We start from the raw sequence: 26,986 nt of genomic DNA, 5'->3' as shown, positions 1-26,986 counted from the left end.
GGTGGTATTTCCTGTCACTGCTGGCTGCAATATGAGTACCGGCCCCGCTGGCTGCGGCTTATAGGAGGCAGTGCATTCATCAAGAAAAGACCCGCGCCCTTTGAACCCCACGGCTGGCCCCGGTAAGATGCCCAACAGAATTTTTCCACCTCGCTATTCAGGACACCCGCCATGAGCATCAAATCGGACAAGTGGATTCGCCGCATGGCGCAAGAACACGGCATGATCGAACCGTTCGTTGAACGCCAGATCCGTGGCGAAGGCGATGAGCGTGTGATTTCATACGGTGTTTCCAGCTACGGCTACGACGTGCGCTGCGCCGATGAATTCAAGGTGTTCACCAATATCAATTCGGCGATCGTCGACCCGAAAAACTTCGACGAAAAGAGCTTCGTCGACGTCAAAAGCGACGTGTGCATCATTCCACCAAACTCCTTCGCCCTGGCGCGTACCGTGGAGTTCTTCCGCATTCCGCGCGACGTACTGACCATTTGCCTCGGTAAAAGCACCTACGCGCGTTGCGGCATTATCGTCAACGTGACCCCACTTGAGCCGGAGTGGGAAGGTCACGTGACCCTGGAGTTCTCCAACACCACCACGTTGCCGGCCAAGATATACGCCAACGAAGGCGTGGCACAGATGCTGTTTCTGCAGTCCGACGAGGCCTGTGAAGTGTCCTACAAAGACCGTGCAGGCAAGTACCAAGGCCAGCGCGGCGTCACACTCCCACGCGCTTGATCGAAAGGTCTTACACGCAAAGGGAATTAGTCTGCAGGAAGTGACTCTATTGGGTGTACTGCCTCGGTGCGTGCAAAACGCACCGAGCCACGCTTGAGGAGTACTTTATGAAGATCGACCCGCGAATCAGCGCCGAACTCGCCCGGCTTGAACCCAACCAGATTGGTGTTCTGGCCTGGTCCCTGATGGCCGATCCTGCGTATGCAGGCGGCATTCCTGGGCAACCTGACGAAGATTACCCGCAACCCACCGAACCCGGTGTGCCGACAATTCCCGACGAGCCGCCACCCGCACCGGTCGCCTGATCCGTGTGGGATCAGGCAATGGTCAGTTCTTCATCGAACTGGCCATACGTCCTGATCGCCGATCACAAAGACTTGCTGTCCGTCATCCTGCTCCACTGCATAACCCCCGGTAAAGGCGCCAAACGCCGGCAGCAGGCTGATCCGCAATCCCAGCTGAAAGCAAGGCAGGCGCAGGCTCTGGCGACCCTTGCCGCGCAAGCGATAGACCGGGTGCACGTGCCCTGCCAGCACATGGTGGCTGGGATGCGCTTGCGGTTCGTGTTGCAGGGCAAACGGGCCCATCAGTAATGGCTCGGCAACTACCGCAATCCTCAGGTCGGCAGGCGGGTCACCCGCGCGCTTATCGTGATTGCCGCGAATTAACGTCATGCTCAAGCCGCGATTGCGCTCACGCCAGCCCCTCAAGGCGCTCAGGGTGCTGCTGGCGTGAGAGCCGGGGCCGTGCAGGAAGTCACCGAGAAAGATGAGCTGCTCGCACGGCAAGGCCGATAACAGCCGGTCCAGGCGCTGCAGGTTTTCAGTTGTGGTGCCTTGTGGCACCGGTTGGCCCAGACTGCGGTAGGCGCAGGCCTTGCCAAAATGTACGTCGGCAATCAGCAGGCACCGACGTGAGGGCCAATACATGGCCTTTTCCGCCATCAGCCACAGCTCCTCTCCCTCAAGCGTCACCGAACGATGCATCAGCGCCTCCCGTTATCTGCGACGTTTTCCAAATCCCTGACCATTCGCGCAATACGCTCCGAGAGTTTTTCCGAGCTCAGGCTCTCACGCATCCGCTCAACCAGCAGCGGGAAGGCCAGCGGCGTAGGCCGTTCGATCATGTGTAGGTCCAGTTTTAGCTCAGCCAAGTGGCGCAATGTCTGTTCCAGTCGACGAATATCCAGCTCATCACGCAGGACTTCTTCCCCAGCTTGGGTCAGCAGCAGGTTCTGCGGGTCATATTGCTTGAATACTTCGAAGAACAAACCGCTGGAGGCCTGCACCTGCCGCGTGCTCTTTGGAGCGCCTGGGTAGCCGGCAAACACCAGCCCGGCGATGCGCGCGATTTCGCGAAAACGGCGCAGGGCCAGTTCCCCGGCATTAAGGCTGGCGACCACGTCTGTCAGTAAATCAGTCGGGCTCAGCAGCACCTCGTTCAACAACACCGGCCAATTCACCTCGGTGGCACTCAACAGCTCCAACCCGTAATCGTTCACGGCAATCGAAAAGGTCACAGGTTGCTGTTGGCTGACCCGCCACGCCAGCAAACTCGCCAGCCCCAGATGCACCTGGCGCCCCGCGAAGGGATAAAGAAACAGGTGCCATCCCTCACGTGATTTCAACGCCTCGGCCAGCAGATGCTCACGCGTCGGCAGGCCGGACCAGCGCAACTGGGTTTGCAGCAGAGGTTGCACCGCCTGCATCTCCGGGCCGTCGTAGTGCCCCTGTGCCGCTGCATCAAAACGCTCGACCACCGCGTGGGCCAGCTCGTTAGAAAGTGGCATGCGCCCGCCGTTCCAACGTGGCACGGCCGCCTTTTTTGCGGTGCTGCGGCGCACATACGCCGTCATGTTTTCCACCCGGACCAACTCTAATAAACGCCCGGCAAATAAGAAGCCATCGCCGGGCTTTAACCGTGCGATGAAACCTTCCTCGATACTGCCCAAGCTCTTCCCGCCGCCGCCCTTGCTCCAGAACTTCAACTGGATACTCGCATCGCTGACGATAGTGCCCACACTCATGCGATGACGACGGGCCAAGCGCGCATCCGGTACCCGCCAGACGCCATGTTCATCAGGCTCGACGCGGCGGTAGTCCGGGTACGCGGTCAGCGACAGCCCGCCATGGCGCACAAACCCAAGCGCCCAGGCCCAATCGGCCTCCGTGAGGTCACGATAAGCCCAGGCGCCACGGACCTCCGCTAGCAGCGCATCCGGTGTAAAGCCACCGCCCAATGCCATGCTCACCAAGTGTTGTACGAGCACATCCAAAGGGTTGTAAGGCGATTCGCGGGCTTCAATGCGTCGCTGTGCAATTGCGTCTTGGGCAGCGGCGGCTTCCACCAGTTCCAGGCTGTGGGTCGGCACCAGCGTCACGCGTGAAGGCCGCCCCGGCGCATGGCCTGAGCGTCCGGCGCGCTGCATCAGCCGCGCCACGCCTTTGGCCGAGCCAATCTGCAAGACGCGCTCCACTGGCAGGAAATCCACACCCAGATCCAGGCTGGAGGTGCACACCACGGCTTTCAGTTGACCGTCTTTCAAGGCCCGCTCCACCCAATCGCGGGTCTCGCGCGACAGTGAGCCGTGATGCAAAGCAATCAAGCCCGCCCAGTCCGGACGGGCTTCGAGCAACGCCTGGTACCAAATCTCCGACTGCGCCCGCGTATTGGTGAATACCAGGCAGCTGCTGCTGGAATCTACCTCGGCCACCACGCGGGGCAACATTTTCAAACCGATGTGCCCAGCCCAGGGAAAGCGCTCGTCGGTGGGCGGTAACAAGGTATCGACCTTCAGCTCTTTGGCCGTTTGCCCCTGCACATTGATCCCGCCGCCTTGTGGGACCAAAACCTCCAACGCGTGGGATTGATTGCCCAGCGTCGCGGAAATCCCCCACACCATCAGCGCCGGATGCCAACGCCGCAGGCGCGCCAGCGCCAGCTGCAGTTGGACGCCACGTTTATTGCCGATCAGTTCATGCCACTCATCCACAATCACCATGCGCAGGTGCGCCAAGCTCGTCTGGCTGTCAGCACGCGCCAGCATCAACGTCAGGCTTTCCGGCGTGGTGACCAGTGCAGTGGGCTGGCGGCGGGTCTGGCGGGCGCGTTCGCTGCTGCTGGTGTCGCCGGTGCGCAGGCCGACACTCCAAGGGATCTGCAACGCCTGCAACGGCGCTTCAAGAGCGCGTGCAGTGTCGGCGGCCAACGCACGCATGGGCGTGATCCACAATACCGTCAGCGGCTCGGCAGGCGGTTTGCGTTTGCCGATGTCCGGCGGGCGGGTGATGGCGAAACGATTGAGTGCGGCGAACCACAGCGCATAGGTTTTACCCGCGCCGGTGCTGGCATGCAGCAAGCCGGAGCGGCCGCCCTTGACCGCCGCCCACACGTCTTTCTGAAAGGCGAACGGTTTCCAGCCTTTGGCGGCAAACCATTTTTTAGCGAAGTCGAAGGGTTTTGCCATGCGGCGGCTGACGCTCTGGAGGCTCTATTGCAAAGACCCTCCCGGCGCCGCAAAGGTTTACTTCAAGTTGCCGCTCAAGAACTGCTGCAAGCGCTCGCTCTTCGGATTGCCCAGCACATCCTCAGGTGCGCCTTGCTCCTCCACCAAGCCTTTGTGCAGGAACAGCACCTGGTTCGAGACCTTGCGCGCAAAGCTCATCTCGTGGGTAACCATGATCATGGTGCGGCCTTCTTCGGCCAGCCCTTGGATCACCTTCAGCACTTCACCGACCAGCTCCGGGTCGAGGGCCGAGGTCGGTTCGTCGAACAGCATCACCTCAGGTTCCATGGCCAGGGCACGGGCGATGGCCACCCGTTGCTGCTGACCACCGGAGAGGAACGCGGGGTATTGATCGGCCACGCGCGCCGGCAGGCCCACCTTGTCCAGGTAGCGACGGGCGCGGTCTTCGGCGTCCTTTTTGCTGCAACCCAGTACCCGGCGCGGGGCCATGGTGATGTTTTCCAGCACGCTCATGTGGCTCCACAGGTTGAAATGCTGAAACACCATCGCCAACCGTGTTCGCAGGCGTTGCAACTCGGCGTCGTCGGCCACGCGCATGCCGTGGCGGTCGCTGACCATACGGATCGGCTGGCCGTCGAGGGTCATTGAGCCGTCGTTCGGAGTTTCCAGGAAGTTGATGCAGCGCAAAAAGGTGCTCTTGCCCGAGCCGCTGGCGCCGATCAGGCTGATCACGTCACCGGTCTTGGCCTTGAGCGAGACACCTTTGAGCACTTCATTGTCGCCATAGCTTTTATGCAGGCCTTCAACGGTCAATTTGTACATGGGCGTGCATCCTTAAGGCGAAAGTAGGTAGCCGCTGCGGTAGGCTTCAGTGCCGGCGACATGGCTGATCACCATCCCGGCAGTGGCCATGCGCCGCAGCGAACGGGCGTAAAGCAGGCCGGCGTTTTTACAGTGCACGGGCGTTACGCGGTCAGTAATGGGGTCGATGATTTCGGCAATCAGTTGTCCGGCCTCCAGGTATTCACCCGGTAGGGCGCTGAATACCAGCAAGCCGCCCACCGGCGTGGCCACAGGCTCAACACCCGCCAGTGGAGTGGCCGGGTAGGACAGCGCGGGCAGTGGCGCCGCAGCACCTTCAATCGCGCCGAAATGGATCAGATAGTCGATGATTGCCTGGCAGTCGAGGTTGGCCAGGCCGTGGTTGACGTCGCCCTGGCCGCGCAGTTCGACGGTCACCGAAGCGCTGCCCATGGGAATCGGGAAGCGCTCGCCGAAGCGTTGCTGTAACTGCCTCCATACCAGGGTGAAACACTCATCAAAGGATTGCCCGCCGGAGTCGGTGGCGAGCAAGTTGGCCTCCGAGCCGATATAGCGCGCCAACGGCTCCACCTGCGGCCAGGCCTCGGGCGTGGTGTACAGGTGCGCCACCGCTTCGAAGTCACAATGCAGGTCAAGCACCAGGACGGCATCACAGGCCAGGCGTTGCAGCACCAGCCGCTGGGAGTACAACTGGGTGTCGGCGGTTTGCGCGGCCAGGGCTGTGGCCAGGGCGGCGCGGATCAACCGCGCGTTGTGCTGAGGGTCATCGCCTAGCAGATATTCGACTTGGTTACCGACTTCTTCACTGAGGTCGACAAACCGGCGATTGAAGTTCTGCCCGCTTTCCAACTCATAACGGCCCAGCGGAATGTCCATTAACACCTGTTCCAGTCCGACCGGGTTAGCGATTGGCACCAATACGATTTCGCTCACCAGCCTTCCGGCCGCCGCCAACTCAGCCAGTCGCGCCTTGAGGTGCCAGGCCACTAACATGCCAGGCAATTCGTCGGCGTGCAGCGATGACTGGATGTAGACCTTGCCTTCGGCCTGTTCCGGGCCGAAGTGGAAACTGTGAATCTGCCGCGCCGTGCCAGGCACTGGCGCGATCAGATCATGTACCTGATGACGCATGAAGGCTCCTTAATGGCTCGGCCCGAGGAAGGCTAGCCAGCGGCGTTCCGCCAGACGAAACAGCCCGACCAGTGCAAAGGTCACCGTCAGGTAGATCAGCGCAGCGATGCCGAATGATTGAAAGGTCATGTAAGTGGCTGAGTTGGCGTCCCGCGCCACCTTGAGAATGTCCGGCACCGTCGCGGTAAACGCTACCGTGGTCGAGTGCAGCATCAGGATCACTTCATTGCTGTAGTACGGCAATGAGCGGCGCAGCGCCGACGGCATGATCACATAGGCGTACAGCTTCCAACCGCTTAAGCCATAGGCCTTGGCCGCTTCGACTTCGCCGTGGGCCATGCTGCGGATCGACCCGGCGAAAATCTCGGTGGTGTAGGCGCAGGTGTTCAAGGCGAACGCGAGGATGGTGCAGTTCATTGCATCGCGAAAGAACGCATCCAGCACCGGCTGCGCGCGCACTGCTGCAATGCTGTAGATGCCGGTGTAGCAGATCAGCAGTTGGATATAGAGCGGCGTGCCGCGAAACAGGTAGGTGTAGAACTGCACCGGCCAGCGTATGTAGCGTTTGCGCGAGACGCGGGCGATGGACAGCGGAATCGACACCAGAAAGCCAATCACCAGCGAGGCGCTGAGCAGCCACATGGTCATCGCCAGCCCGGTGATGTGCTGGCCGTCGCTATAGAGGAAAGGCCGCCAGTATTGCTGCAGAATTTCGATCATCGCACGGCCTCCCTGGACCCAGCGGAGTAGCGACGTTCAAGCCGACGTAGGACGAAGTTGGATGCGCTGGTGATCAGCAGGTAGATCAACGCCGCGATGACCAGAAAGTAAAACAGTTGATAAGTGCTCTTGCCGGCGTCTTGCGCCGCCTTGACCAGGTCGGCCAGGCCGATGATCGACACCAGTGCCGTGGCCTTGAGCATCACCATCCAGTTGTTGCCGATGCCCGGCAGGGCAAAGCGCATCATCTGCGGGAAGGTCACGTAGCGGAACCGCTGGCCGCGCGTCAGCCCGTAGGCGGTCGCCGCTTCCAACTGGCCACGCGGCACCGCGAGGATCGCGCCGCGAAACGTCTCGGTGAAGTAGGCACCGTAAATGAAGCCCAGGGTGATAACCCCGGCGCTGAATGGGTCGATCTCGATGTAGTCCCATTCCATAAAGTCGGTAAAACCGGTCAGCCAGATTTGCAGGCTGTAGAAAATCAGCAGCATCAGCACTAAGTCGGGCACGCCGCGAATCAAAGTGGTGTAGAGCTGGGCGGGGATGCGGATCAGGCTGACGCGGGACAGTTTCGCGCTGGCGCCGATCAGGCCGAGCAGGACGCTGACAGCCAGGGAGGCGACCGACAGTTTCACGGTCATCCACGTACCTTGCAGCAACAGCGGGCCGAACCCCTTCAAACTGAAGGCACTCAGCCCCAGGGTTTGCAAAAGATCTTCAAACATGAATTCAGGACCTATGGCGATAAAAAAGCGCCCACCTGAAACAGGTGGGCGCCGGGGTATTATTTACCGCTGTACAGGTTCAGATCGCCGAAGTGTTTCTTCTGAATGGTGGCGTAGGTGCCATCATCGTGTAACGCTTTGATACCTTTATTGAGCAAGGCCTTGAGGTCTTTGTTACCTTTTTTGATACCGACCGCCGTTTTCGACGGTAGCAGTGGGTCGTCGATGGCCTTGCTGACTTCGTAGTCAGCACCGGCTGGCGACTTCAAAAAGCCCAGTTCGGCTTGCAGCATGTCTTGTACCGAAGCGTCGAGACGCCCGGAAGTCAGGTCGGCATACACCTGGTCCTGGTTTGCGTAGGCCTTGGTGGTCACACCGGCTTTGTCCAGCACGGCCTTGGCGTAGGCTTCCTGAATGGTGCCTTGCTCGTAGCCTACCGATTTACCCTTCAGAGACTCAGGCGTGGAGAAGTTTGCGCCTTTTTTAAACACCAGGGACGTTGGGCCGGAGAACAGCTCGTTGGAGAAGTCGATCGCCTTTTCACGGGCTTCGGTCACCGTCATCGAGGAAATCACACCGTCGAACTTGTTGGCGTTGAGGCCTGGAATCATGCCGTCGAAGTCACTTTCGACCCACTTGCACTTAACCTTCAGCTCGGCGCAGATCGCATTGCCCAGGTCGATATCGAAGCCGACCAGGCTGCCATCGGCGGCCTTGGATTCGAACGGCGCGTAGGAAGGATCGACACCAAAACGCAATTCCTTGTATTCCTTGGCTGTAGCAACACCAGCAGCCATGCACAGAGCCAGTGCAGAAAGGGTCAGCAATGCTTTTTTCATTATGTAATCCCTGGAAACCAAGATAAGCGCTTGTGGCGCGTTTAGGACTGTTACTGAACGGTGTCAGACGGATCACAAGTAGCAATTTCTGCACCATAGTTCCGAATGAGCGTTTTAAAAGGTGGGATAAGGGAGATCTGAGTGTAGGAGATGCCCGGAAATGGGCATTGATTTTTCAGTGCATCATTTTGGATCTTTTCCCGGATCAAAACGTGGGAGGGGCTTGCTGCCGATAGCGCTGGGCCAGTCAACTTATCTGTAACTGATCTATCGACATAGGGAGCAAGCCCGCTCTCACGGGAATGTGTGTCACGCCAGGAGGTCTTGCAGCGTGGATAGGTTGTCAGCCTCATCCACCGCCTTGTCCTGCCGCCACCGCAACATCCTCGGAAACCGCACCGCAATTCCGCTCTTATGCCGCTTCGACAGGGCAATACCCTCAAAACCCAGCTCAAACACCATGCTTGGCGTCACGCTGCTGACCGGGCCGAATTTCTCCACCGTGGTTTTGCGTACTATCGCGTCGACCTTGCGCATTTCTTCGTCGGTCAGCCCTGAGTATGCCTTGGCAAAAGGCACCAACGTGCGCTCCGTGCCGGGCGCGCCGTCCCACACTGCAAAGGTGTAGTCGCTATAAAGACTGGCGCGGCGACCATGGCCGCGTTGGGCGTAGATCAACACCGCATCGACGCTGAACGGGTCGACTTTCCACTTCCACCACACGCCCATGTCCTTGGTGCGGCCCACGCCGTACAGGCCGTCCCTGGCCTTGAGCATCATGCCTTCCACGCCGAGGCGACGAGAGTCTTCGCGTTGCTCAGCCAGGTCGGTCCAAGATGTGCCTGTCAGCAGCGGTGAGGGCCGTAGCACGGCTTGGTTGCACCGTTCAATCACCTGCTCAAGTTGGGCACGACGCTCGGCCTGGGTGTGGTTGCGCCAATCGTCGCCCTGGTGCTCCAAAAGGTCGTAGGCCAGGACGGCGACCGGCGCGTCCTCGAGGACTTTTTTGCTCAGGGTCTTGCGGCCTATCCGCTGTTGCAGGAGGGCGAAGGGTTGCACCGAGCCCTTCCACACCACAATTTCGCCGTCGATCACCGTGCCATCCGGCAAGCCGCTGACCAGGCTGTGCAGTTCGGGGAAGCGCTCGGTAACCAGTTCTTCGCCCCGCGACCAGACCCATAGCCGACCACCACGCTTGACCAACTGCGCGCGGATGCCATCCCACTTCCATTCCACCTGCCAGTCAGCGGGTGAGCCAAGTACGGCGTCGAATTGCTCCACCGGTTGCGCCAGGCCATGGGCGAGAAAAAACGGATACGGCTGCCCGCCACGTTGCGCATGTTCGTCGGATGATTCGGCAGCAATCAGCTTGAGGTAGCCTTCGCCGGTCGGACGATTGGACAAGTCGGTGTAGCCCACCAGCCGTTGGGCCACGCGTTTGCTGTCCAGGTCAGCCATGGCGGCGAGGGCGCGGGTCACTAGCAGTTTGGACACGCCCACGCGAAAACTGCCGGTGATCAACTTGATGCAGACCATCAGGCTTGGTTGATTCAGTTGCGCCCAGAGTGCTGGCAGGCGTTCGGCCAGTTCCAGGGGCGGCAGACCACGCAGGGGCAGGAGCTTTTCTTCCAGCCACACTGCCAAGCCGTGTTCTGAGGTGTAGCAAGATTGTGGCAGCAACAGGGAAATGGTCTCGGCCAAGTCACCCACGGACTGGTAGCTCTCTTCAAACAACCACGGCTCGATACCCGATGCTTCGGTGGCCATGTCCCGCAGCAGGCGCGTAGGCACCAGTTGCCGAGGTCGCCCGCCAGACAGAAAGTACACTGCCCACGCGGCATCCTCCGGTGGTGCATGTCGGAAGTAGGCCTGCAAGGCGGCGAGCTTGGCGTTGCTGGAGGTGGTGGCGTCGAGGTTGGCGTACAGCTCGGCGAACGCTTTCATGCCGTGGCTTCCTCTTCGTCATCGCCATATTCGGTGGTGAAACCCTGAGCGTCCAAGCCTTTTTCCCGCAGGTGACGCACCAATACGGCGACAGAACCGTGGGTGACCATCACCCGCTCAGCGCCGGTTTGCTCGATGGCCCACAACAGCCCGGGCCAGTCGGCATGGTCCGAGAGCACAAAACCCCGGTCTACACCGCGCCGCCGCCGCGTGCCGCGCAGGCGCATCCAGCCGCTGGCGAAGGCGTCGCTGTAGTCGCCAAAGCGACGTATCCAGGTGCTGCCGCCAGCAGAAGGGGGCGCGATGATCAGGGCTTGGCGCAGCAGCGGGTCGGTTTTTTTGAAGTCGCCGGCGTAAAGCGTTTCGGGGATATACACCCCGGCTTCGCGATATACCCGGTTAAGCGGTTCGACCGCACCGTGGCTGAGGATCGGGCCGATACTGGCGTCGATACCGTGCAGAATGCGCTGGGCCTTACCGAATGAATAACAGAACAACACGCTGGCCTTGCCGGCGTCGATATTGGCCTGCCACCAGTCATTGATGCTGGCGAAGATCTGCGCCTGGGGCTGCCAGCGGTAGATCGGCAGGCCAAAGGTGGATTCGGTAATAAAAGTGTGGCAACGCACCGGCTCGAACGGCGCGCAGGTGCCGTCGGGTTCGACCTTGTAGTCGCCGGACGCCACCCAGACTTCGCCCTGGTATTCCAAGCGCACTTGCGCGGAGCCGAGTACATGCCCGGCGGGGTGAAAACTCAGGGTCACGCCGTGGTGCACAAGTTTTTCGCCATAGGCCAGGGTTTGCAGGTTGATATCCAGGCCCAGGCGCGAGCGCAGGATGCCTTCACCGGGCGCGGCGGCCAAGTAGTGCTGGTTGCCCGTGCGGGCGTGGTCGCCGTGGGCGTGGGTGATGACCGAACGCTCGACCGGGCGCCACGGGTCGATGTAAAAATCTCCGACGGGGCAGTAGAGGCCTTCGGGCCGGGCGATGACAAGGTCCATGGGCGTGCCGGGGCAATGGGCTTATCAAATAGGAGGAGAGGCGCAGCGCAGAAGTTCTATCGGAATGCATACATCCCAAAGGTGAGAGGGGGCCTGCTCCCGATGGCAGTGGTTCAGTCAACACATCAGTGACTGATATACCGCTATCGGGAGCAAGCCCCCTCCCATATTTTGATCCGGTTACTTGCCTGGCGTGAGCGTCAACCGGGTTTTCCCATACACCTTCTCAAAGTTCTGCGGCTGCATCGGGAAGCTCAGATATTGCGCCTTGAGCGACGGGTCGATGCCGTTCGCATAGTTCGGGCTGGCCGGGTTGCCGGACTGGCCGATGCCGCCCTGGCCCATCATCGGTTCCACCTGGCCGAAGTCGACGATCATGCGCAACGCCGGCACCTGGGTGGTGTTGAAATCCTGGCCCCAGGTATAGGGCGCGGGGTTCAAGGTGTTCTGGTCGCCGCCACTGGCCAGTGGGCCGCGAATCACCTGGCCCTTGGTGTTTTTCCAGGTGGTGGTGTGCAGTTTGCCCCACTGCCAGGCTTTGTGATCGCCGCCCAGTTGGCTGTCGCCCGCCGTGATCGCGGCGGCCAGGCTGCGCGCCAGAATCGCCGGTTTGTCTTCTTTCTGCGCGGTGCGCACGTCGTCCCAGAATGGGCTGTCTTCGCGGCCCAGCAAGTGATCCGCGTTGGCGGAATAGGACAGGTTGGCGTTGCTGATAAAAGCTTTCCAGCTGGCGCTGTTTTCCGGGCCGAGTTCGTCGAGGAAGATCTGCTTAGTGCTTTCCTGCAGGAACAGTTCGTAGATCGCCGCGTCGGCGGACGTCGGCGCCAGGCGCCCATCAAACGCCATCAGGCGGTTCAGCGCGTCACGAGCCTTGGTGGCGTCGGCCGTCGGCAGTGCATCAATCGCCTGCTTCAGCGGCTGAGCCATGCCCGGCGCCTGGAACATCGTCTTGAGCTTGGCGGCAAAGGTGGTGGTCTGGTCGTATTGCATGGCGATCATGCTGCGGCTGTCGTGCTGACCGGCGTTGGCCAGTTGCGCCAGGCGCTCGCTGCGCTCCGGTGCATCCCAGGAGTTGGACAACTGCATGCCATAGCCGCGCGGTGCGGTGCGCTGGTTGGCGGTGCCGATCCAGCCTTGGGCCGGGTCCTGATCGTAGGGGTGCAGCATCGCGTCGGCGTAACCGTCCCAGTCAAAACGTGCGTCCCAGCCCGGCGAGGGCAGCAGGCCTTCGCCTTCGCGGCGGTTGGGGAAGCGGCCGGTGACTTGCCAGCCGATGTTGCTGGCGTCGGCGAAGATCATGTTCAGTGCGATGGCGCGGATTTCCCGGGTCGCGTCCGAAGCCTTGCCGGCGTTTTGCGCACGGGACAGGTCGAAGAACGCGTCCAGGCTCTTGTCGTCCTTGAAGTCGGCGGTTTGCAGGGCCAGGCCGAAGCCGGTGGTGAGCGCTTGGCTGCTGTTGAGCAGGGTGCCATGACGGGTTCCATACACCACTTCGCGAATCGGCCGCTGGCCCTTGGCGAAGTAGGTTTCATTGCGCACGGCGGCCGGTAGCCATTTACCGTTGTTCTCGTAGTACAACGCACTGCCCTGGCGTTTGACCTTTTCCAGGAACAGGTCCTGGGTGTCGCCTTTGACCGCGCTCATGCTCCACGCCACTTTGCCGTTGAAGCCGGAAAACAGGGTTGGCAGGCCGGCAATCGAGGCGCCGACCGCCTGGTATTTCGGTGCGCGAATCTGCACGTAGCTCCACGGCGACGGTGCTTGCGGTTGAGCGGCAAGGTTACTGGCCAGCAGGCTTTTGCCGCTGCGGCTGCGGTGTGGGCCGATCGCCCAGTTACTGGAGGTTGTGACTGCGAGTGCATTGAGGCTGTTGAGTTGCTGGCCGACGGAGTCCAACCCGGCAAGGCCGGTAATCTGGCTCAGATTCACGCCCTTGAGTTTGTCGGTTTCGGCCAGTGGGATCGGCTCATCCGGCGCACTTGGCGTGAGCCAGGCGAGCTTGTCGACGCCAACTTTCTGCGCCAGCACCAACGACGAGAGTTCTTCCTGCAGGTTGCTCGACTCGCTGAAATTCAGCAGGCAGAACAACAGCGCCGAATCTTCTGGCTTCCAATACTCGGGTTTGTAGCCGGTCTGGGCAAGGTCCGGCGGCAGCTTGTCGCGGTAGCGGAACAGGTAGGCGTTGACGCCGCGCGCATACACTTCAAAGAAGCGCTTGAGGCGCGGCGATGAGGCGTTATACAGCTCGCCGGCGCTTTTTTTCAGGTTGACCGCACGCATGAAACGGTCGACATCCAGTACCTCTGGGCCGGACATTTCGGCCAGGCGGCCCTGAGCTAAGAGGCGCAAGGTGACCATCTGCGTGATGCGGTCGCTGGCGTGTACATAGCCGAGGCTGAACAGCGCGTCATGAAAGGTGTTGCTTTCGATCAACGGCATGCCCTGGGCATTGCGGCGTACCGACACATTCTGGGCCAGGCCCTTGATCGGCTGCACGCCAGCAACGGGCGGCAGGGTGTCCTGGGTGCTCTGGAGCTGGCAACCGGCCAGGCTTAACGCACTGGCCACTGCCGCGGCAACGCCGAACCGGGGAAGAAAATGTGAGAGGGCTGGCGAGGCCATGGCAAAGCTCCTGCGGGGGGTAGCGTCATTAAAGCCGCTACGTTAGTGAGCGCGGCGAAGCGACGCAAGCAGGAGTTTTAGGTTAAGCGTGAGAACATGCGTATTGCGCAAATCAAGGTGGGAGGGGCTTGCTCCCACATTTGACTGCGTACAACTTCAGATCAGGATTTCGGCGGATTCACTTTTTGCACCAGTTCATATGCCCGAACCGTCGCCGGCCGTTCCTTGATGCTGTTGAACCAACGGTGCACATGGGGAAAATCCTCCAGGCGTTGGCTCTGCCACTTGTGGGAAACAATCCACGGGTAGATCGCCATGTCGGCAATGCTGTAGTCCTCACCCGCCACGAACGCGCGGTCCGCCAGGCGCCGGTCCAGCACACCATAGAGACGAGCGGTCTCATCCACATAGCGTTTAATCGCGTAAGGGATTTTCTCCGGCGCGAATTGGCTGAAGTGGTGATTCTGCCCCGCCATCGGGCCTAGGCCGCCCATTTGCCAGAACAACCACTGTAAGGCTTGCTGGCGACCGCGCAGGTCTTTGGGAATGAACTGACCGGTTTTCTCCGCGAGGTACAGCAGGATCGCACCGGACTCAAACAGCGAAATCGGTGCGCCGCCGTCGGTCGGGTTTTGATCGACGATGGCTGGAATGCGGTTGTTGGGAGCGATCTTCAGGAAGTCCGGCTTGAACTGGTCGCCCAGGCCGATGTTGACCGGGTGCACCTTGTAGGGCAGGCCGGCCTCTTCCAGAAACAGCGATACTTTGTGACCGTTGGGGGTAGTCCAGTAATACAGGTCGATCATGAAGCTCTCCAATTGAGCGAATACCTGTAGGTATAGGTGATGATCGACGGGCAATAATTCAATCAAACATTTGCGTCTAACGTTAGAAGCGCTTCACACAGCCCTGTCCACCAGCACCTGCAACGATTGCTGCGAGCACCGTTCAATTCGCGCCTGCACGCCATACACCTCGGCAAACAACGCCGGGTCGAGCACCTCATCCGCTAAGCCGCTGGCATACAGCCGGCCCTGGCGTAGCACCGCGATCTGATCGGCAAAGCGCGCAGCGAGGTTGATGTCGTGCAGCACCACCACGGCGATCAAATGGTGCTCGCGCACCAGCCCACGCACGCAGTCCATGACCTTCAGTTGGTAATTGAGGTCGAGGGCGCTGGTAGGTTCGTCGAGCAACATCACTTGCGGGCGGCGTGCGATGAGTTGGGCGAGGCTGACCAGTTGGCGTTGGCCACCGGACAAGGTGCTCAACAGTTGATCGGCCAGGTGCGCGATGCCGATGCGCTGCAACGCCTCAAAGGCTTCGCGCAGGCAAGCCTCACTGGATAACGGAAGGCCCTGCACATTGGCCACGCGCAATGCGGCGATCACGCTTTCCATCACGCTGAGGCTTAAGCCCGGAGGCAGGTTTTGCGGCATGTAAGTGACACGATGCGCACGCTCGGCCACGGACATTGCCGACAAGTCCAGGCCGCCTAGCCTTACAACGCCTTGCATCTTTTCCAGCCCGGCCACAGCGCGCAGCAACGTCGATTTACCCGCGCCATTGGGCCCTATCAGCGCGGTCAGGCTGCCGTGGGTTAGGGTGGGCAAGCTCAAGTCATGCACGATTTGGCGCTGGCCATAACTGACATTGGCGTTGTGTACCGATAAGCCCTTACTCATAGCGGCCTCCCGCGTTTGAACACCAACACCACGAAAATCGGCACGCCCACCAAGGCAGTAACGATACCCACCGGCACGATCACCCCCGGCATGATCAGCTTGCTGGCAATCGATGACAGCGCCAGCAGCAACGCACCTGTCAAGGCGCTGGCGGGCAGCAGGAAACGTTGGTCTTCGCCCACTAGAATCCGTGCGATATGTGGACCGACCAGGCCGATAAACCCGATGGTGCCTACGAACGCCACGGCGGTGGCCGACAACAGGCTGATGCGCAACAACGAGAAAAGCCGCAGCCGCTTCACGTCTACGCCAAAGCTTTGTGCGCGGTCTTCACCCATGCGCAGCAGGGTCAGGCGCGGCGCGGCAGCAAACGAAAATGGCATGACCACCGCCACGACCACCGCCAGGATGCCGAGCTTGTCCCAGTTAGCGCGGGTCACGCTGCCCAGGGTCCAGAACACCAATTGTTGCAATACGTCTTCGGTGGCGACCAGTTGCAGCAAGGCCACCACTGCGTTGCAACTGAACACCAGCGCAATGCCGAACAACACCAAACTTTCCACGCCCGCACCGCGCAGGCGCGACATGACGTGCAGCAAGAACACCGAGGCTGCCGCGAAGATAAACGCCGAGATGGAAATCGCAGTGTTGGCCGACACCCACAGCGTTGTGACCGGAAACACAATGACCAGCGAAGCACCCAATGCAGCCGAGGACGACACGCCGAGTGTGAACGGGCTAGCCAGTGGGTTATTCAGGATCGCCTGCATTTCGGCCCCTGCCAGCGACAACGCGCAGCCCACCAGCACCGCCATCAGTGCGTAGGGCAGGCGCACGTTCCAGATGATCACCTGGTCGGTGGCGCTCAGGTGCGAGGGGTGCAGGATGCCATCGAGCAAAGCCAGCAGGCCCATGCCCGACGGGCCGCTGGCCAGGTCGAGCAGCATTGCGCAGACCAGTGCCGTGCCCAGCAGCGCCAGCAGCCAGGCACGCCGTGCCAGCAAGCGACGGTAACCGTGAGTGGCGCTGGCGAGATCGAGGGGTTGAGTGGTCATGTGGCTCACACAATCTTGAACGCGATAAACATCTGAAAATGTGCGAGGGAGCTAGCCCCCTCCCACATTTACCGGTGTGTTACTTAGTTTTTGCATCAATCCAATAAGCACCCTGCAACGGCATGCCCAGGAACCGCCGGTTGATCTGCTCCATGCTCGCCTGCGGGTTGAGCGTGGCGAACAGCTGCGGGTGCACCCACTTGGCCAGCGCTTCAATTGCCAGTAGGTTGTACGGCGAGTTGTAGAAGTCATGCCACAGGCCGTGGGCCTTGCCCTCGCGGATCGCACGAAGATTGGCGAATTCCGGACGCGCCAACACCCGATCAAACGCCTCGCGTGCTTCATCAGTGCTCACGCCAGCGCCCAGAATCAGCCCCGGTGTGTGGTTGCCGGTGGCCACGTACACATCCGGATCAGCCTTTAACGCGTACTCCACGCTGATATCACCCAGCGCTCCCGGCACCACCTCGGCGGCGATGTTGCGCCCGCCGACCAGCTTGATCACTTCGCCCATGCCGCTTTTACCGGTGGTGTGCCCTGGCGCCTGCCAGGCACCGGCCAACAGTTCCAGAAACACGCTTGGGCGCGTGCCAGCAGGCAGCGTGGCGACGGCGTCGGTGATGACTTTGATGTGCTGGTCATAGAAATCAAGGAAGGCGTTGGCCTGGGCTTCACGTCCCAAGGCCTGGCCCAGTGCTTTCATACTGGTGTGGGTGCCATGTACCGGGTTGATGCGGAAATCGACAAACAACACCGGAATACCGGCCTTGGTCAGCACATCAGCGACTGCGCTGTGTTCAGTAGGACCGTGACCGGAAATGCTGAACACTGCCAGGTCAGGTTTCAGCGAGAGAATTTCCTCGGCGCTGACGCTTTGCTCGGATGCTTGCCCTATCAACGGGATGTCTTTGACCGTGGGAAACTTCGCTACATAAGCGGTGTAAGTGTGCGGGTCCAGCAGCTTCAAGTCGTTCTGCCAGCCGACGATGCGCTGGAACGGCGCGTCCTTGTCGAGCAAAGCAAACGCCGAAATCAAGCGGCCTTCGCCGAGCACCACGCGTTGGACGTCGTCCTTCACTTCCACTTTACGGCCCAGCACGTCAGTGACTTCATGGGCGGCGGCGGTTTCGGCGTGGCCCAGAAGCAGGGCGGCGAACAGCACGCCAAGCTGGAGCACGTTACGGGGTTTGAACATGGCGGAGGTTCCTGATGAGGGAAAGTTAGCACTCATAATCGACACTGGCGGTGAGGCGCGGGCAATGACATGAGCTACTTCCGCGTCTAAATTACAATTACTCTCATTTAGGTTCGGTAGTCTAAAGAGCGTTTCGGCTCGCCATACCCCAGGTTTGTATCGCGGATGCGTGATTATGGTTTCCCACAACATTCCATTACATTTGCGCGCACTGCTGGCTGAGCTTTCGGCTATCTCCTGCGTTTTGAGTTTTCGGATTGAATGCCCATGGCAAAGCTTGACCACCTATTGGTCGTCGATGACGACCCGCAAATCCGCCAACTGCTCTGCGACTATTTAAGCGACGCGGGTTTTCAGGTGTCCACCGCCGCCGACGGCAAGGAAATGCGCCGCCGCCTGGCGCTGAATGTGATCGACCTGATCGTGCTCGACCTGATGCTGCCCGGCGAAGATGGCTTGAGCCTATGTCGTGAGCTGCGCGTGAGAGCCAACACGCCGGTGGTGATGCTCACCGCCAAGGGGGCGTTGATCGACCGCATTGTCGGTCTGGAGATCGGCGCCGACGATTACCTGCCCAAACCCTTCGACCCGCGTGAGTTGCTGGTGCGCATCAAAGCGGTGTTGCGCCGGGTGCAAAGCTTCCCGGACCGCGCACGGCTGGACGAGGCGCCGAGCATTCGTTTTGCCGGCTGGCAACTCGACACGCGGGCGCGGCAATTGCTCACGCCTGAAGGCGTGGTGGTGAGCCTGGGCAACTCCGATTACCGCGTGTTGCGCCTGTTGTTGCAGCACCCCAACCGGCCGCTGAGCCGCGACTTTTTGCTCAACCATGTGTTCGACAAGGACAGCACGCCGTTCGACCGCTCCATCGACGTGTGCGTGAGCCGCCTGCGTTCACAACTGCCGGCAGGGCTGATCAAAACGGTGCGCAACGAGGGTTACATGCTCACCGCTGATGACGTGGTGATGGAGTCATGAGACTGCTGCCGCGTTCGCTGTTCGGACGGCTGGTGCTGATTCTGGTCAGCGGCATGCTTGCGGCCCAGGCGCTGACCAGCAGCATCTGGTACGACCGGCGTCATGGCCAGGTACTGGAAATCCCCGCACGCCTGATCGCCACGCGGCTGGCGGACGTGGTGCGCCTGATGCAGCGCGATCCGCAGCAGGTCGACCTGCTGATCAAACTGCTCAACACGCCGCACTTTCAGCTGACCGTGAGCGACCAGGCCAGCAACACGCCCAGCTCCCTTACCGACAGCGACCGGCCCACCGAACGCCTGATCAAGGAGGTGCTGTCGGAGAAGGCCGGCTATATCCAGTCGCTGACCCTGCTGCGCCTGTCGTTGGTGGATGGCGAGGGGCAAACCGCCGGGCTGTCGACGTTGCTTCGCTCCACGCCGGTGGTGGGGCAATTTCTGATCGAGTTGCGCTTACCCGATGGGCGCTGGTTGCAGGTGGATGCCAGTGAAGAGCAGGGCTGGACCAGCACCTCGCCGCTGGATGTGCTGTTCGACTATGTGATGCGCATCTATTTACTGCGGGTGTTGGTGCTGGTGGCGATCGCGTTGGTGGCTGTGCGCGTGGCCATCCGCCCGCTTAACGCCTTGGCCAAAGCCGCTGAAGCCTTGGGCCGCGATATCCAGCGCCCGCCGTTATCGGTGGACGGCCCCACGGAGGTGCGCCGCGCCGCCCAGGCGTTTAATGCGATGCAGCAGCGCCTGAACGCCAACATTGCCGAGCGCACGCGGTTTCTCGCGGCGATTTCCCACGACTTGCGCTCGCCGATCACACGTCTGCGCCTGCGCACCGAGATGCTCGAAGACACGCGCACCAAAGAGCGTTTTCGCAGTGACTTGGAAGAAATGGAACATATGGTGTCGAGCACCCTGGACTTTGTCAGCAGCGGTGAAATCAACGAGACGCGGCAGAACATTGACATCAACGCCTTGCTGCAAAGCCTTCAGGCAGACCTGGAAGATGTGGGCGAACGCGTGACCATCGTCGGCCGTGCGAAGCAACCGTTGCCGGGCTACGCGCGTAGCCTCAAGCGCTGTGTGCAAAATCTGCTGGAAAACGCAGTGCGTTATGGCTGCGACGTGGTGATGCAGGTCGAGGACCAGGCGGACAGCTTGAAAATTGTCATCAGCGACCGCGGCCCGGGGATTCCCCAGGAACAGCTGGAACAGGTGATGGAGCCGTTTTACCGCGTGGAGGGTTCACGCAATGCCGAGACGGGCGGGTACGGGTTGGGGTTGAGTATTGCGCATACGATTGCGCGGGCGCATGGGGGGCGGCTGAGTTTGAGTAATCGGAATGGCGGGGGACTGGAGGTGGTGTTGCAGTTTAAGCACCGGACCTGATGTGCAGTGCGATCCAATGTGGGTGGGGGCAAGCGCCCGCCCACATGGGGATCTTCAGCGCGGCTTATGCCCCGTGGCACTTCTTGAATTTCTTCTCGCTGCCGCACGGGCAAGGATCGTTGCGACCAACGTCCTTCAAGGTATTGCGCACCGGCTCCTGGTGAGCGTGACCGCAGTTCGGGCCGTGGACATGACCGTGGTCGTGATCATGATGATCGTGATCGTGGTTGCAGTCAGGACCATGGACATGGGGTTGCTGAGTCATCGATGTCGCTCCGGAATAAAATCGCCGGGGATTATCTCGCCATTGTGGTTCACCTGCACGTCATTACCGATGAATAATCCGGTTTTCAGTTCGCCCTCCAGGCGATACGGCACGGGTTTGCTCGGTTTTTTCAGCATCTGCACCACGTCACGTATCTGTGGCCAGAGGTTGGTGCGCACCGACACCCGAAAAAAAGCATGGCCGCGCGGCGGTACGGTGAGCCATTCATTGGATTCGCCTTCGGTCAGCACAAAATCGCCCAGGCTGACCTTATAGATCAGGCCGCGCACTGTGAGGTCGGCGTCGTCGCGGTTGTCCACACGAAAGAACAGCTTGAATTTCTGCTCCAGCAACTTAGCCCGCACCACTTCGACTTTCACCAAGGAAACGTGGGGCGGGGGTGACGTGTCCTCGAACCACGAGGCGCAGCCGGTCAGGCTGAAGGTTAACGCCAGCATCAAGCTGTACATCCGAAGCATGGCGTTAATCCTTTGGTGGTTAGAGGTAGCTGGAACAGCACTTCTTGAATTTCTGCCCACTGCCGCACAAACATACATCATTGCGCCCGGCCTTCACCTCTACCGTCGGGTCGATGAAGTACCAGCGTCCATCATTCTGTACGAAAGAGGACTGCTCGCGGTGGCTGTGTTCACCGGCGCTGTCGTGCCAGCGCGCGGTGAAGGTCACGAACGCATGCTCAGGCTGGCCGCCGAACACCTCGGAGCCCTCCACTTCGAGGCCGAGCCAAGTGCTCTGGGCACTCCAGGCGCCGATGGCGGCGCGGTCCAGGCCCGCTTGTTGCGCAGGCAACGTAGTGGCTACCAGATAGTCCACAAGGCCCAACACGTACGCGCTGTAGCGAGAACGCATCAGCGCACTGGCGCAGGGCGCCGGGTGGCCAGCGTGATAATGGCCGCAGCAGGCATCCAGCAGGTTGCCACTGCCGCAGGGGCAAACGGATTTACTCATGGTTACCACCAATACTTTCCGAAATTTTCCGGGTTGGCCCAGAAGCGGGCGTTGAGCCAATCCGGCACCTGTTTATAGTCAAGCAGATCATAGGTAAACAGCGTCAGCACCTGATCATCACGCTGGAAACGTTCGCCAGCCTGCAGGGCCAGGGAGAAGAAATCGGTGTCCTTCCAACCGCAGGCGTCCAGGTCGGCCAGCACCGCAATGCGGCTGGCATTGAGGTTGCGAATGCCGCCGAGCAAGGTCAGGCCTTGTGGTTTTGACAGGTGCTCCAGGCAATCAACCACCAGCGCCAAGTCAAAACGTTGCGCCGCAAGTTCTGCCGGTAACGGCCCAGGCGCAGCGATGGCGACAACGGTGCCCGGGTGCTCGGCTTGAAACGCCTCCAGCGCCGGAAACTGGCTGGCGCCTAACAGCAACAGGCGTTTGGGCTGGTGCAAATCCAGCAAAGCGGCCAGCGCTTGCTGTGGCGTACGGGAAGAAATACCAGCGGTCATCAGAGATCCTCACATCAGGACCGTAGAGACTAGCGCGGCTGAGCGTGCGGGCCTAGAGCGGGCGGCGGCGAAAACTCGCGAATCTACGGCGATCTCCAATAAATACGGGGGTGTGGCGCAGTGGCGCAGATGAAAAGAGCCGTCTTTACTCCACCTGTCGGCCCCCGCCGATCCCCTCAGGAGAAATCAGATGAGCATCATGCGGACAGCTCTACCCTTGGTTCTGCTAACCGGAGTATTGACAGGTTGCGCAGGTTTGCAAAAAACCGATTGGCCCACCTGTGCAGCAGTCGGTGGTGTGACGGGCGCTGCGATTGGCGCCACTGAAAGTTCGGCGTACGCGGGTTATGGCGCGTTGCTGGTCGGCGGCATGGCTGGCGCCTATTGCTGGGTGCACGGCGATGGCGACGAAGATGGCGATGGTGTGCCGGACAGCCGCGACAAGTGCCCAGGCACACCGAAAGGCGTGCAGGTGGATGCCAACGGTTGCCCTCCGGCGCCGGTGGCGGCCATGGTAGAGGAGGTGGTTGTGGTCAAGGAGGAGACCATTGTGATCCGCGATGTGCACTTCCAGTTCGACTCGGCGAAGCTGACGGCGGCGGACAAAACCAAGCTCGATACCATCGCCACACGCCTGAAACAGGAAGCCCCAAGCGCGCAACTGCGGGTCAGTGGGCACACCGACAGCGTTGGCAAGGACGCCTACAACCAGAAACTCTCGGAAAAACGCGCGCACTCGGTGACGGATTATCTGGTAGGCGCGGGTGTGCCGCGCAGCAGCTTTGTGTCGGTGGTCGGAGCGGGTGAAGGCCAGCCGGTGGCCGATAACAAAACCGCCGATGGCCGTGCCTTGAACCGCCGCGTTGAAATCCAAATCAACCGCTGACAGCCTTTGCCCCTGTGGAGCCACAGGGGCATTGCTGGCGATCCTCGCCGAAACCGCAGGCAAACCGAGCCTTTATCAAGTTTTTTCATCCTTCACTGGCAAAGCGCCTGTAGAAGTCGGTACTGTGCGCCCAAAGAATAATAGGCAGGGGCATGCGGGATGAAGGTGTTTTGGGGGCTGGGAAAGTTTCTGACGGTATTGTTCTGGGTCGTGGTGGTGGTCAATCTGTTCATACCGCTCGCCAATCCGTTCCACCTGTTGGTCAACCTGGCCGGCAGCCTGTTGTTTCTTACCCACTTGTTGGAGTTGCTGTTATTCAACAGCAGCTTGAAACACCGTGCCTACCCCTGGCGTGACCGCTTGCAGATTCTGTTGGTGGGAATGTTCCATGTGCGGGGCCTGTCGGCGCCTGCCGCCATTGATGAAACGAACAAGGAGGCCAATCATGCGTAAGGTTTTTCTGTTGGCCCTGTTGGTCAGCCCCGTTGCCCTGGCCCAGAACGTCAGTGTTGAAACCAACTCGCTGATGCGCCTGCCCAGCAGTACCAGCGTGTTGCAGCTGGAGCGCCTGGATGTGGCCGACTACGGCACATTGTTGGTGCCGGCGACCATCAGCCAAGTCTCTGTGGACGAGTTGCACTTGGGGCGTGAGGCGCGCATCGCCATCGCCCCCGGCAACACTGTGCTGCAATTACAGGTGCGTAACGCGCAACTGGAACATGGCAGCCAGATCACCTCGCGCGGTGCTCCCGGCACCCACGAAAGGCCTGCTAAAGCTGGGCGTGACTTGGTCCTGCGCATTAACGCTCTGGCCGCTGAAGAACTGTCGGTGGACGCCCGTGGCGGTGCCGGTGCCCAAGGCTATGCCGGGCTGGATGGCGCCAACGGCGTCGACCCGGGATGCACCTGGGGTTCAGCCGGGCGTGGTGCCAACGGTGATAACGGCGGTGATGGCCTGCCAGGCGCGGCGGGTGCACACGTGCGTGTCGAGCTGCCGCAAAGCTTCCCGGCTGAGCAGATCAAGGTCTGGGTGGACGGCGGGGCAGGCGGTTTGCCCGGTACGGCGGGTAAGCCTGGCAAAGGTGGGCAGTCCAAGGGTTGCCTGGTGTATCGCGCCGATGGCGGCGATAAAGGCCGGCCTGGCTTGGAAGGGCAACCGGGGCCGGCAGGGCCAGCGGGGGCTGTGACTATTCAGCGGCTCTGAGTCGCCTGATCTGACGCCATCGCGGGCAAGCCCGACGCCCACATTGAAATGCAATTACCTGTGGGAGCCGGGCCGCCCGCGATGGCGGAATAAAGATTGCCTCAGAACATCGGCCGAGCCGAAGCAATTGCCACCACCACCAACCCCACAATCAGATTAATCCCCACCAACTTGCGAATCTGCCCCAACGCAGCCGCACCCGCTGGCCAATCCTCAGCCGCCACCGCCTTGCGCAGCTCCGGGAACTTCAACGCCTGGATACGGATAAACAGCGCCGTCATCACCAGATACAAGCCCATCATCACCTGCACGTAACGCGGCGCGGTCTCAAAACCGCTGAAGCGCAGTTGCAGCAGGCCGATGCCGCTGATCGGCAAAACCAGCACCGCGACCCAGACCCACACGAAAAAACGTTGAAACACATTCGCCCACAACTTGAGCCGGGCAGGGCCCTCAAGTGCCGCCACGGCGGCGGGGCGCAGGATCATCCAGGCGAAAAACATACCGCCGACCCAGATCAAGGCGGCCAGTACATGCAGGGTGTAAGCGAGGCTAAACGCGGTCATTGTGGTACTCCGTTCTGCGCGGGATTAATTAGCGGGGTATGATAGCGGCCGATCCGAACCACTGAAAATTTATCCAGCGTTTTTTGCGCCCGACTATCCATGATCAGTACTGAACTCAAAACCACGATCCAGGGCGCCTATTCGCGTTTTCTCGAAGCCAAGAGCTTGAAACCGCGCTACGGCCAACGCCTGATGATCGCCGAAGTGGCCAAAGTCCTCGGGGATATCGACACCGACGACGAAGGTCGGCGCAGTGGCGACCCCGCAATCGTGGCCGTCGAGGCTGGCACCGGCACCGGCAAGACCGTGGCCTACAGCCTGGCCGCGATCCCGACCGCCAAGGCCGCCGGCAAGCGCCTGGTGATCGCCACCGCCACCGTCGCCCTGCAAGAGCAGATTGTCTACAAAGACCTGCCTGACCTGATGCGTAACAGTGGCCTGAATTTTACCTTCGCCCTGGCCAAGGGCCGTGGCCGCTACATGTGCCTGTCCAAGCTCGATGTATTGCTGCAGGAAGGCCACGCACAAACCGCCACGGCGTCGCTGTTCGAAGAAGAAGGCTTCAAGATCGAGGTTGATGAAGTCAGCCAGAAGCTGTTTACCAGCATGATCGAGAAGCTCGCCGGGAATAAATGGGACGGCGACCGCGACAGTTGGCCCACCGCCCTGGAAGATGCCGACTGGGCGCGCCTGACCACCGACCACAGCCAGTGCACCAACCGCCATTGCCCCAACTTCGGCCAATGCGCTTTCTACAAGGCCCGCGAAGGCATGGGCAAGGTCGACGTGATCGTCACCAACCACGACATGGTCCTGGCTGACCTGGCCCTGGGCGGCGGCGCCGTGCTGCCGGACCCGCGCGACACCCTTTACGTATTCGACGAAGGCCATCACCTGCCCGACAAGGCCATCGGCCACTTCGCCCACTACACGCGCTTGCGCTCCACCGCCGACTGGCTGGAAACCACCGCCAAGAACCTCACCAAACTGCTGGCCCAACACCCGCTGCCCGGCGACCTGGGCAAGCTGATCGAGCAAGTGCCGGAGCTGGCGCGGGAGATCAAGACCCAGCAGCAATTCATGTTCAGTGCCTGCGAGCAGGTCGCCGATTTCAAGCCCGGTGAAGACGTGGAAGGCCGGGAGCGGCCGCGTCATCGCTTTGTCGGCGGATTGATCCCCGAGCACATGCGCGAAATGGGCATTGAACTGAAAAAGGGCTTTTCGCGCCTGACCGACCTGTTTACCCGTTTGACTGACCTGCTCAAGGAAGGTATGGACGGCGAGGTCAACATCGGCATCGCCAGCAACCAGGCCGAAGAATGGTACCCGTTGTTCGGCAGCCTGCTGTCGCGCTCCCAAGGCAACTGGGAGCTGTGGACCGCTTTCACCGTTGAAGACCCGGAAGACAACCCGCCGATGGCGCGCTGGCTGACCTTGTCGGAAAGCGGCGCGCTGTTTGATATCGAGGTCAACGCCAGCCCGATCCTCGCCGCCGAAATGCTGCGCCGCAATCTGTGGAACGTGGCCTACGGCTGCCTGGTAACGTCGGCCACGCTGACGGCTTTGGGCACTTTCGATCGCTTCCGCATGCGTGCCGGGTTGCCGAAAAAAGCCGTCACCGCCGTGGTCCCAAGCCCGTTTCATCACGCCGACGCGGGCGTGCTGCGGGTGCCGGACCTCAAGGCTGACCCGCGCGATGCCGCGGCGCACACGGCTGCGATCATCCGCGACCTGCCGGCGTTGGTCGAAGGTTCGCGCGGTACGCTGGTGTTATTCTCCTCACGCAAACAGATGCAGGATGTGTTCGACGGCCTTGACCGCGACTGGCGCAAGCAGGTGTTTATCCAAGGCAACCTGTCCAAGCAGGAAACCCTGAACAAGCACAAGGCGCGCGTCGATGGTGGCGATTCCAGCGTGCTGTTCGGCCTGGCCAGTTTCGCCGAAGGCGTGGACTTGCCCGGCGCCTACTGCGAACACGTGGTGATCGCCAAGATCCCGTTCTCGGTGCCGGATGATCCGGTCGAGGCGGCCTTGGCCGAATGGATCGAAGCACGGGGCGGTAACCCGTTCATGGAAATCTCGGTGCCGGATGCTTCCTTGAAGCTGGTCCAGGCCTGCGGTCGCTTGCTGCGCACCGAAGAAGATCGGGGCACCATCACCTTGCTCGACCGTCGTTTGGTCACGCAGCGCTATGGCAAAGCTATCCTGAATGCTTTGCCGCCTTTCAGGCGCGAAATTTCTTGAGCCACCGTGGGCGAACTCGCCCACTTAGTGGTCTATCTCACTGCTATCG

General features: G+C 60.8%; 27 protein-coding genes. 8 read left to right on the top strand and 19 right to left on the bottom strand.

Annotated features, from left to right (window positions below; all coding sequences use genetic code 11):
* The first annotated feature begins 171 nt into the window (after positions 1 to 171).
* Together dcd and FW764_RS12965 are read left to right on the top strand one after the other, a co-directional pair.
* Positions 172 to 738 carry a dCTP deaminase gene (dcd, locus tag FW764_RS12970; protein WP_003189215.1) on the top strand — a complete coding sequence of 189 codons (567 nt, stop codon included), beginning with the start codon at positions 172 to 174 and terminating at the stop codon, positions 736 to 738.
* A gap of 107 nt (positions 739 to 845) precedes the next feature.
* Positions 846 to 1,043, top strand: a complete 198-nt coding sequence (locus tag FW764_RS12965; protein ID WP_083359791.1) for a hypothetical protein — start codon at positions 846 to 848, stop codon at positions 1,041 to 1,043.
* A gap of 30 nt (positions 1,044 to 1,073) precedes the next feature.
* On the opposite strand, the gene pdeM is transcribed toward FW764_RS12965, so the two are convergent.
* The 14 genes from pdeM to FW764_RS12895 all read right to left on the bottom strand — a co-directional run bounded on the left by pdeM (position 1,074) and on the right by FW764_RS12895 (position 17,943).
* Positions 1,074 to 1,724, bottom strand: a complete 651-nt coding sequence (gene pdeM, locus FW764_RS12960) for a ligase-associated DNA damage response endonuclease PdeM (protein ID WP_446434269.1) — start codon at positions 1,722 to 1,724, stop codon at positions 1,074 to 1,076.
* Entirely contained in the window at positions 1,724 to 4,204 is a 2,481-nt protein-coding gene (locus FW764_RS12955) for a ligase-associated DNA damage response DEXH box helicase (RefSeq protein ID WP_446434268.1), read from the bottom strand. Before FW764_RS12955 ends, pdeM begins: the two co-directional genes overlap by 1 nt.
* 57 nt (positions 4,205 to 4,261) lie before the next feature.
* Positions 4,262 to 5,026: an ABC transporter ATP-binding protein gene (locus FW764_RS12950; RefSeq protein WP_446434267.1), complete on the bottom strand. Its 765-nt coding sequence runs from the start codon at positions 5,024 to 5,026 to the stop codon at positions 4,262 to 4,264.
* Positions 5,027 to 5,038: 12 nt separating this feature from the next.
* Positions 5,039 to 6,157, bottom strand: coding sequence for a succinylglutamate desuccinylase/aspartoacylase family protein (locus FW764_RS12945; RefSeq protein WP_446434266.1), 1,119 nt, complete (start codon positions 6,155 to 6,157; stop codon positions 5,039 to 5,041).
* Positions 6,158 to 6,166: 9 nt separating this feature from the next.
* Positions 6,167 to 6,877 carry an ABC transporter permease gene (locus tag FW764_RS12940; protein WP_446434265.1) on the bottom strand — a complete coding sequence of 237 codons (711 nt, stop codon included), beginning with the start codon at positions 6,875 to 6,877 and terminating at the stop codon, positions 6,167 to 6,169.
* A complete protein-coding gene (locus tag FW764_RS12935) occupies positions 6,874 to 7,602 on the bottom strand; it encodes an ABC transporter permease (protein WP_446434264.1) in 729 nt (242 codons plus the stop codon). The genes FW764_RS12940 and FW764_RS12935 overlap by 4 nt, the downstream gene beginning before the upstream one ends.
* A gap of 59 nt (positions 7,603 to 7,661) precedes the next feature.
* On the bottom strand, positions 7,662 to 8,441 hold the full coding sequence (locus FW764_RS12930) for a transporter substrate-binding domain-containing protein (protein WP_446434263.1): 780 nt from the start codon (positions 8,439 to 8,441) through the stop codon (positions 7,662 to 7,664).
* Between the two features lie 309 nt (positions 8,442 to 8,750).
* Positions 8,751 to 10,385 (bottom strand): ATP-dependent DNA ligase, encoded by a 1,635-nt coding sequence (locus FW764_RS12925; protein ID WP_446434262.1) that lies wholly within the window; start codon positions 10,383 to 10,385, stop codon positions 8,751 to 8,753.
* Positions 10,382 to 11,386 (bottom strand): ligase-associated DNA damage response exonuclease, encoded by a 1,005-nt coding sequence (locus FW764_RS12920; RefSeq protein ID WP_446434261.1) that lies wholly within the window; start codon positions 11,384 to 11,386, stop codon positions 10,382 to 10,384. Before FW764_RS12920 ends, FW764_RS12925 begins: the two co-directional genes overlap by 4 nt.
* 180 nt (positions 11,387 to 11,566) lie before the next feature.
* Positions 11,567 to 14,008: a penicillin acylase family protein gene (locus FW764_RS12915; RefSeq protein ID WP_446434260.1), complete on the bottom strand. Its 2,442-nt coding sequence runs from the start codon at positions 14,006 to 14,008 to the stop codon at positions 11,567 to 11,569.
* Between the two features lie 161 nt (positions 14,009 to 14,169).
* The gene (locus tag FW764_RS12910) at positions 14,170 to 14,814 is read right to left on the bottom strand and encodes a glutathione S-transferase N-terminal domain-containing protein (protein WP_446434259.1); all 645 of its coding nucleotides are present in this window, start codon (positions 14,812 to 14,814) and stop codon (positions 14,170 to 14,172) included.
* A 93-nt stretch (positions 14,815 to 14,907) separates the two neighbouring features.
* Positions 14,908 to 15,693: an ABC transporter ATP-binding protein gene (locus FW764_RS12905; RefSeq protein WP_446434258.1), complete on the bottom strand. Its 786-nt coding sequence runs from the start codon at positions 15,691 to 15,693 to the stop codon at positions 14,908 to 14,910.
* Positions 15,690 to 16,748: a FecCD family ABC transporter permease gene (locus FW764_RS12900; protein WP_446434257.1), complete on the bottom strand. Its 1,059-nt coding sequence runs from the start codon at positions 16,746 to 16,748 to the stop codon at positions 15,690 to 15,692. The genes FW764_RS12905 and FW764_RS12900 overlap by 4 nt, the downstream gene beginning before the upstream one ends.
* A gap of 79 nt (positions 16,749 to 16,827) precedes the next feature.
* Entirely contained in the window at positions 16,828 to 17,943 is a 1,116-nt protein-coding gene (locus FW764_RS12895) for an ABC transporter substrate-binding protein (protein WP_446434256.1), read from the bottom strand.
* Positions 17,944 to 18,210: 267 nt separating this feature from the next.
* Here FW764_RS12895 and FW764_RS12890 point away from each other — a divergent pair, with 267 nt between their 5' ends.
* Together FW764_RS12890 and FW764_RS12885 are read left to right on the top strand one after the other, a co-directional pair.
* On the top strand, positions 18,211 to 18,921 hold the full coding sequence (locus tag FW764_RS12890; RefSeq protein ID WP_446434255.1) for a response regulator: 711 nt from the start codon (positions 18,211 to 18,213) through the stop codon (positions 18,919 to 18,921).
* Positions 18,918 to 20,303 (top strand): ATP-binding protein, encoded by a 1,386-nt coding sequence (locus FW764_RS12885; protein ID WP_446434254.1) that lies wholly within the window; start codon positions 18,918 to 18,920, stop codon positions 20,301 to 20,303. Before FW764_RS12890 ends, FW764_RS12885 begins: the two co-directional genes overlap by 4 nt.
* Before the next feature lie 64 nt (positions 20,304 to 20,367).
* Here FW764_RS12885 and FW764_RS12880 read toward each other — a convergent pair whose 3' ends face one another.
* The 4 genes from FW764_RS12880 to FW764_RS12865 are packed head-to-tail and all read right to left on the bottom strand — an operon-like array spanning position 20,368 to position 22,037.
* Positions 20,368 to 20,568 carry an SEC-C metal-binding domain-containing protein gene (locus tag FW764_RS12880; protein WP_003213695.1) on the bottom strand — a complete coding sequence of 67 codons (201 nt, stop codon included), beginning with the start codon at positions 20,566 to 20,568 and terminating at the stop codon, positions 20,368 to 20,370.
* Positions 20,565 to 21,047: an LEA type 2 family protein gene (locus FW764_RS12875; RefSeq protein ID WP_446434253.1), complete on the bottom strand. Its 483-nt coding sequence runs from the start codon at positions 21,045 to 21,047 to the stop codon at positions 20,565 to 20,567. Before FW764_RS12875 ends, FW764_RS12880 begins: the two co-directional genes overlap by 4 nt.
* 19 nt (positions 21,048 to 21,066) lie before the next feature.
* Positions 21,067 to 21,537 (bottom strand): YchJ family protein, encoded by a 471-nt coding sequence (locus FW764_RS12870; protein WP_446434252.1) that lies wholly within the window; start codon positions 21,535 to 21,537, stop codon positions 21,067 to 21,069.
* Between the two features lie 2 nt (positions 21,538 to 21,539).
* Positions 21,540 to 22,037, bottom strand: coding sequence for a DUF6231 family protein (locus FW764_RS12865; protein WP_446434251.1), 498 nt, complete (start codon positions 22,035 to 22,037; stop codon positions 21,540 to 21,542).
* A gap of 190 nt (positions 22,038 to 22,227) precedes the next feature.
* On the opposite strand from FW764_RS12865, the gene FW764_RS12860 reads away from it, so the two are divergent.
* The 3 genes from FW764_RS12860 to FW764_RS12850 all read left to right on the top strand — a co-directional run bounded on the left by FW764_RS12860 (position 22,228) and on the right by FW764_RS12850 (position 24,127).
* Positions 22,228 to 22,923: an OmpA family protein gene (locus tag FW764_RS12860; protein WP_446434250.1), complete on the top strand. Its 696-nt coding sequence runs from the start codon at positions 22,228 to 22,230 to the stop codon at positions 22,921 to 22,923.
* A gap of 159 nt (positions 22,924 to 23,082) precedes the next feature.
* Positions 23,083 to 23,376 (top strand): DUF1145 domain-containing protein, encoded by a 294-nt coding sequence (locus FW764_RS12855; RefSeq protein WP_446434249.1) that lies wholly within the window; start codon positions 23,083 to 23,085, stop codon positions 23,374 to 23,376.
* Complete coding sequence (locus tag FW764_RS12850; RefSeq protein WP_446434248.1) at positions 23,369 to 24,127, top strand: collagen-like protein; 759 nt, start codon at positions 23,369 to 23,371, stop codon at positions 24,125 to 24,127. Before FW764_RS12855 ends, FW764_RS12850 begins: the two co-directional genes overlap by 8 nt.
* 101 nt (positions 24,128 to 24,228) lie before the next feature.
* Here the strand turns inward: FW764_RS12850 and FW764_RS12845 are convergent, their stop codons facing one another.
* Entirely contained in the window at positions 24,229 to 24,693 is a 465-nt protein-coding gene (locus FW764_RS12845) for a CopD family protein (protein ID WP_446434247.1), read from the bottom strand.
* 99 nt (positions 24,694 to 24,792) lie between these two features.
* On the opposite strand from FW764_RS12845, the gene dinG reads away from it, so the two are divergent.
* Positions 24,793 to 26,937, top strand: a complete 2,145-nt coding sequence (gene dinG, locus FW764_RS12840; protein ID WP_446434246.1) for an ATP-dependent DNA helicase DinG — start codon at positions 24,793 to 24,795, stop codon at positions 26,935 to 26,937.
* Positions 26,938 to 26,986: the final 49 nt, after the last annotated feature.

It is taken from the genome of Pseudomonas sp. 1152_12 (assembly GCF_052850675.1).
Note: the sequence above shows the minus strand (reverse complement) of the source record. Positions and strands in the feature narration are given on the sequence as shown.

Bases quoted from the DNA above. Each gene is read 5' to 3' on its own strand.
- FW764_RS12895 (WP_446434256.1), bottom strand. From the start codon at position 17,943: ATGTTCAAACCCCGTAACGTGCTCCAGCTTGGCGTGCTGTTCGCCGCC.
- FW764_RS12945 (WP_446434266.1), bottom strand. From the start codon at position 6,157: ATGCGTCATCAGGTACATGATCTGATCGCGCCAGTGCCTGGCACGGCG.
- FW764_RS12950 (WP_446434267.1), bottom strand. From the start codon at position 5,026: ATGTACAAATTGACCGTTGAAGGCCTGCATAAAAGCTATGGCGACAAT.
- FW764_RS12930 (WP_446434263.1), bottom strand. From the start codon at position 8,441: ATGAAAAAAGCATTGCTGACCCTTTCTGCACTGGCTCTGTGCATGGCT.
- dcd (WP_003189215.1), top strand. From the start codon at position 172: ATGAGCATCAAATCGGACAAGTGGATTCGCCGCATGGCGCAAGAACAC.
- FW764_RS12860 (WP_446434250.1), top strand. From the start codon at position 22,228: ATGAGCATCATGCGGACAGCTCTACCCTTGGTTCTGCTAACCGGAGTA.
- FW764_RS12890 (WP_446434255.1), top strand. From the start codon at position 18,211: ATGGCAAAGCTTGACCACCTATTGGTCGTCGATGACGACCCGCAAATC.
- FW764_RS12855 (WP_446434249.1), top strand. From the start codon at position 23,083: ATGAAGGTGTTTTGGGGGCTGGGAAAGTTTCTGACGGTATTGTTCTGG.
- FW764_RS12900 (WP_446434257.1), bottom strand. From the start codon at position 16,748: ATGACCACTCAACCCCTCGATCTCGCCAGCGCCACTCACGGTTACCGT.
- FW764_RS12965 (WP_083359791.1), top strand. From the start codon at position 846: ATGAAGATCGACCCGCGAATCAGCGCCGAACTCGCCCGGCTTGAACCC.
- FW764_RS12865 (WP_446434251.1), bottom strand. From the start codon at position 22,037: ATGACCGCTGGTATTTCTTCCCGTACGCCACAGCAAGCGCTGGCCGCT.
- FW764_RS12880 (WP_003213695.1), bottom strand. From the start codon at position 20,568: ATGACTCAGCAACCCCATGTCCATGGTCCTGACTGCAACCACGATCAC.
- FW764_RS12875 (WP_446434253.1), bottom strand. From the start codon at position 21,047: ATGCTTCGGATGTACAGCTTGATGCTGGCGTTAACCTTCAGCCTGACC.
- dinG (WP_446434246.1), top strand. From the start codon at position 24,793: ATGATCAGTACTGAACTCAAAACCACGATCCAGGGCGCCTATTCGCGT.
- FW764_RS12925 (WP_446434262.1), bottom strand. From the start codon at position 10,385: ATGAAAGCGTTCGCCGAGCTGTACGCCAACCTCGACGCCACCACCTCC.
- FW764_RS12915 (WP_446434260.1), bottom strand. From the start codon at position 14,008: ATGGCCTCGCCAGCCCTCTCACATTTTCTTCCCCGGTTCGGCGTTGCC.
- FW764_RS12870 (WP_446434252.1), bottom strand. From the start codon at position 21,537: ATGAGTAAATCCGTTTGCCCCTGCGGCAGTGGCAACCTGCTGGATGCC.
- FW764_RS12920 (WP_446434261.1), bottom strand. From the start codon at position 11,386: ATGGACCTTGTCATCGCCCGGCCCGAAGGCCTCTACTGCCCCGTCGGA.
- FW764_RS12910 (WP_446434259.1), bottom strand. From the start codon at position 14,814: ATGATCGACCTGTATTACTGGACTACCCCCAACGGTCACAAAGTATCG.
- FW764_RS12885 (WP_446434254.1), top strand. From the start codon at position 18,918: ATGAGACTGCTGCCGCGTTCGCTGTTCGGACGGCTGGTGCTGATTCTG.
- FW764_RS12935 (WP_446434264.1), bottom strand. From the start codon at position 7,602: ATGTTTGAAGATCTTTTGCAAACCCTGGGGCTGAGTGCCTTCAGTTTG.
- FW764_RS12845 (WP_446434247.1), bottom strand. From the start codon at position 24,693: ATGACCGCGTTTAGCCTCGCTTACACCCTGCATGTACTGGCCGCCTTG.
- FW764_RS12955 (WP_446434268.1), bottom strand. From the start codon at position 4,204: ATGGCAAAACCCTTCGACTTCGCTAAAAAATGGTTTGCCGCCAAAGGC.
- pdeM (WP_446434269.1), bottom strand. From the start codon at position 1,724: ATGCATCGTTCGGTGACGCTTGAGGGAGAGGAGCTGTGGCTGATGGCG.
- FW764_RS12905 (WP_446434258.1), bottom strand. From the start codon at position 15,693: ATGAGTAAGGGCTTATCGGTACACAACGCCAATGTCAGTTATGGCCAG.
- FW764_RS12940 (WP_446434265.1), bottom strand. From the start codon at position 6,877: ATGATCGAAATTCTGCAGCAATACTGGCGGCCTTTCCTCTATAGCGAC.
- FW764_RS12850 (WP_446434248.1), top strand. From the start codon at position 23,369: ATGCGTAAGGTTTTTCTGTTGGCCCTGTTGGTCAGCCCCGTTGCCCTG.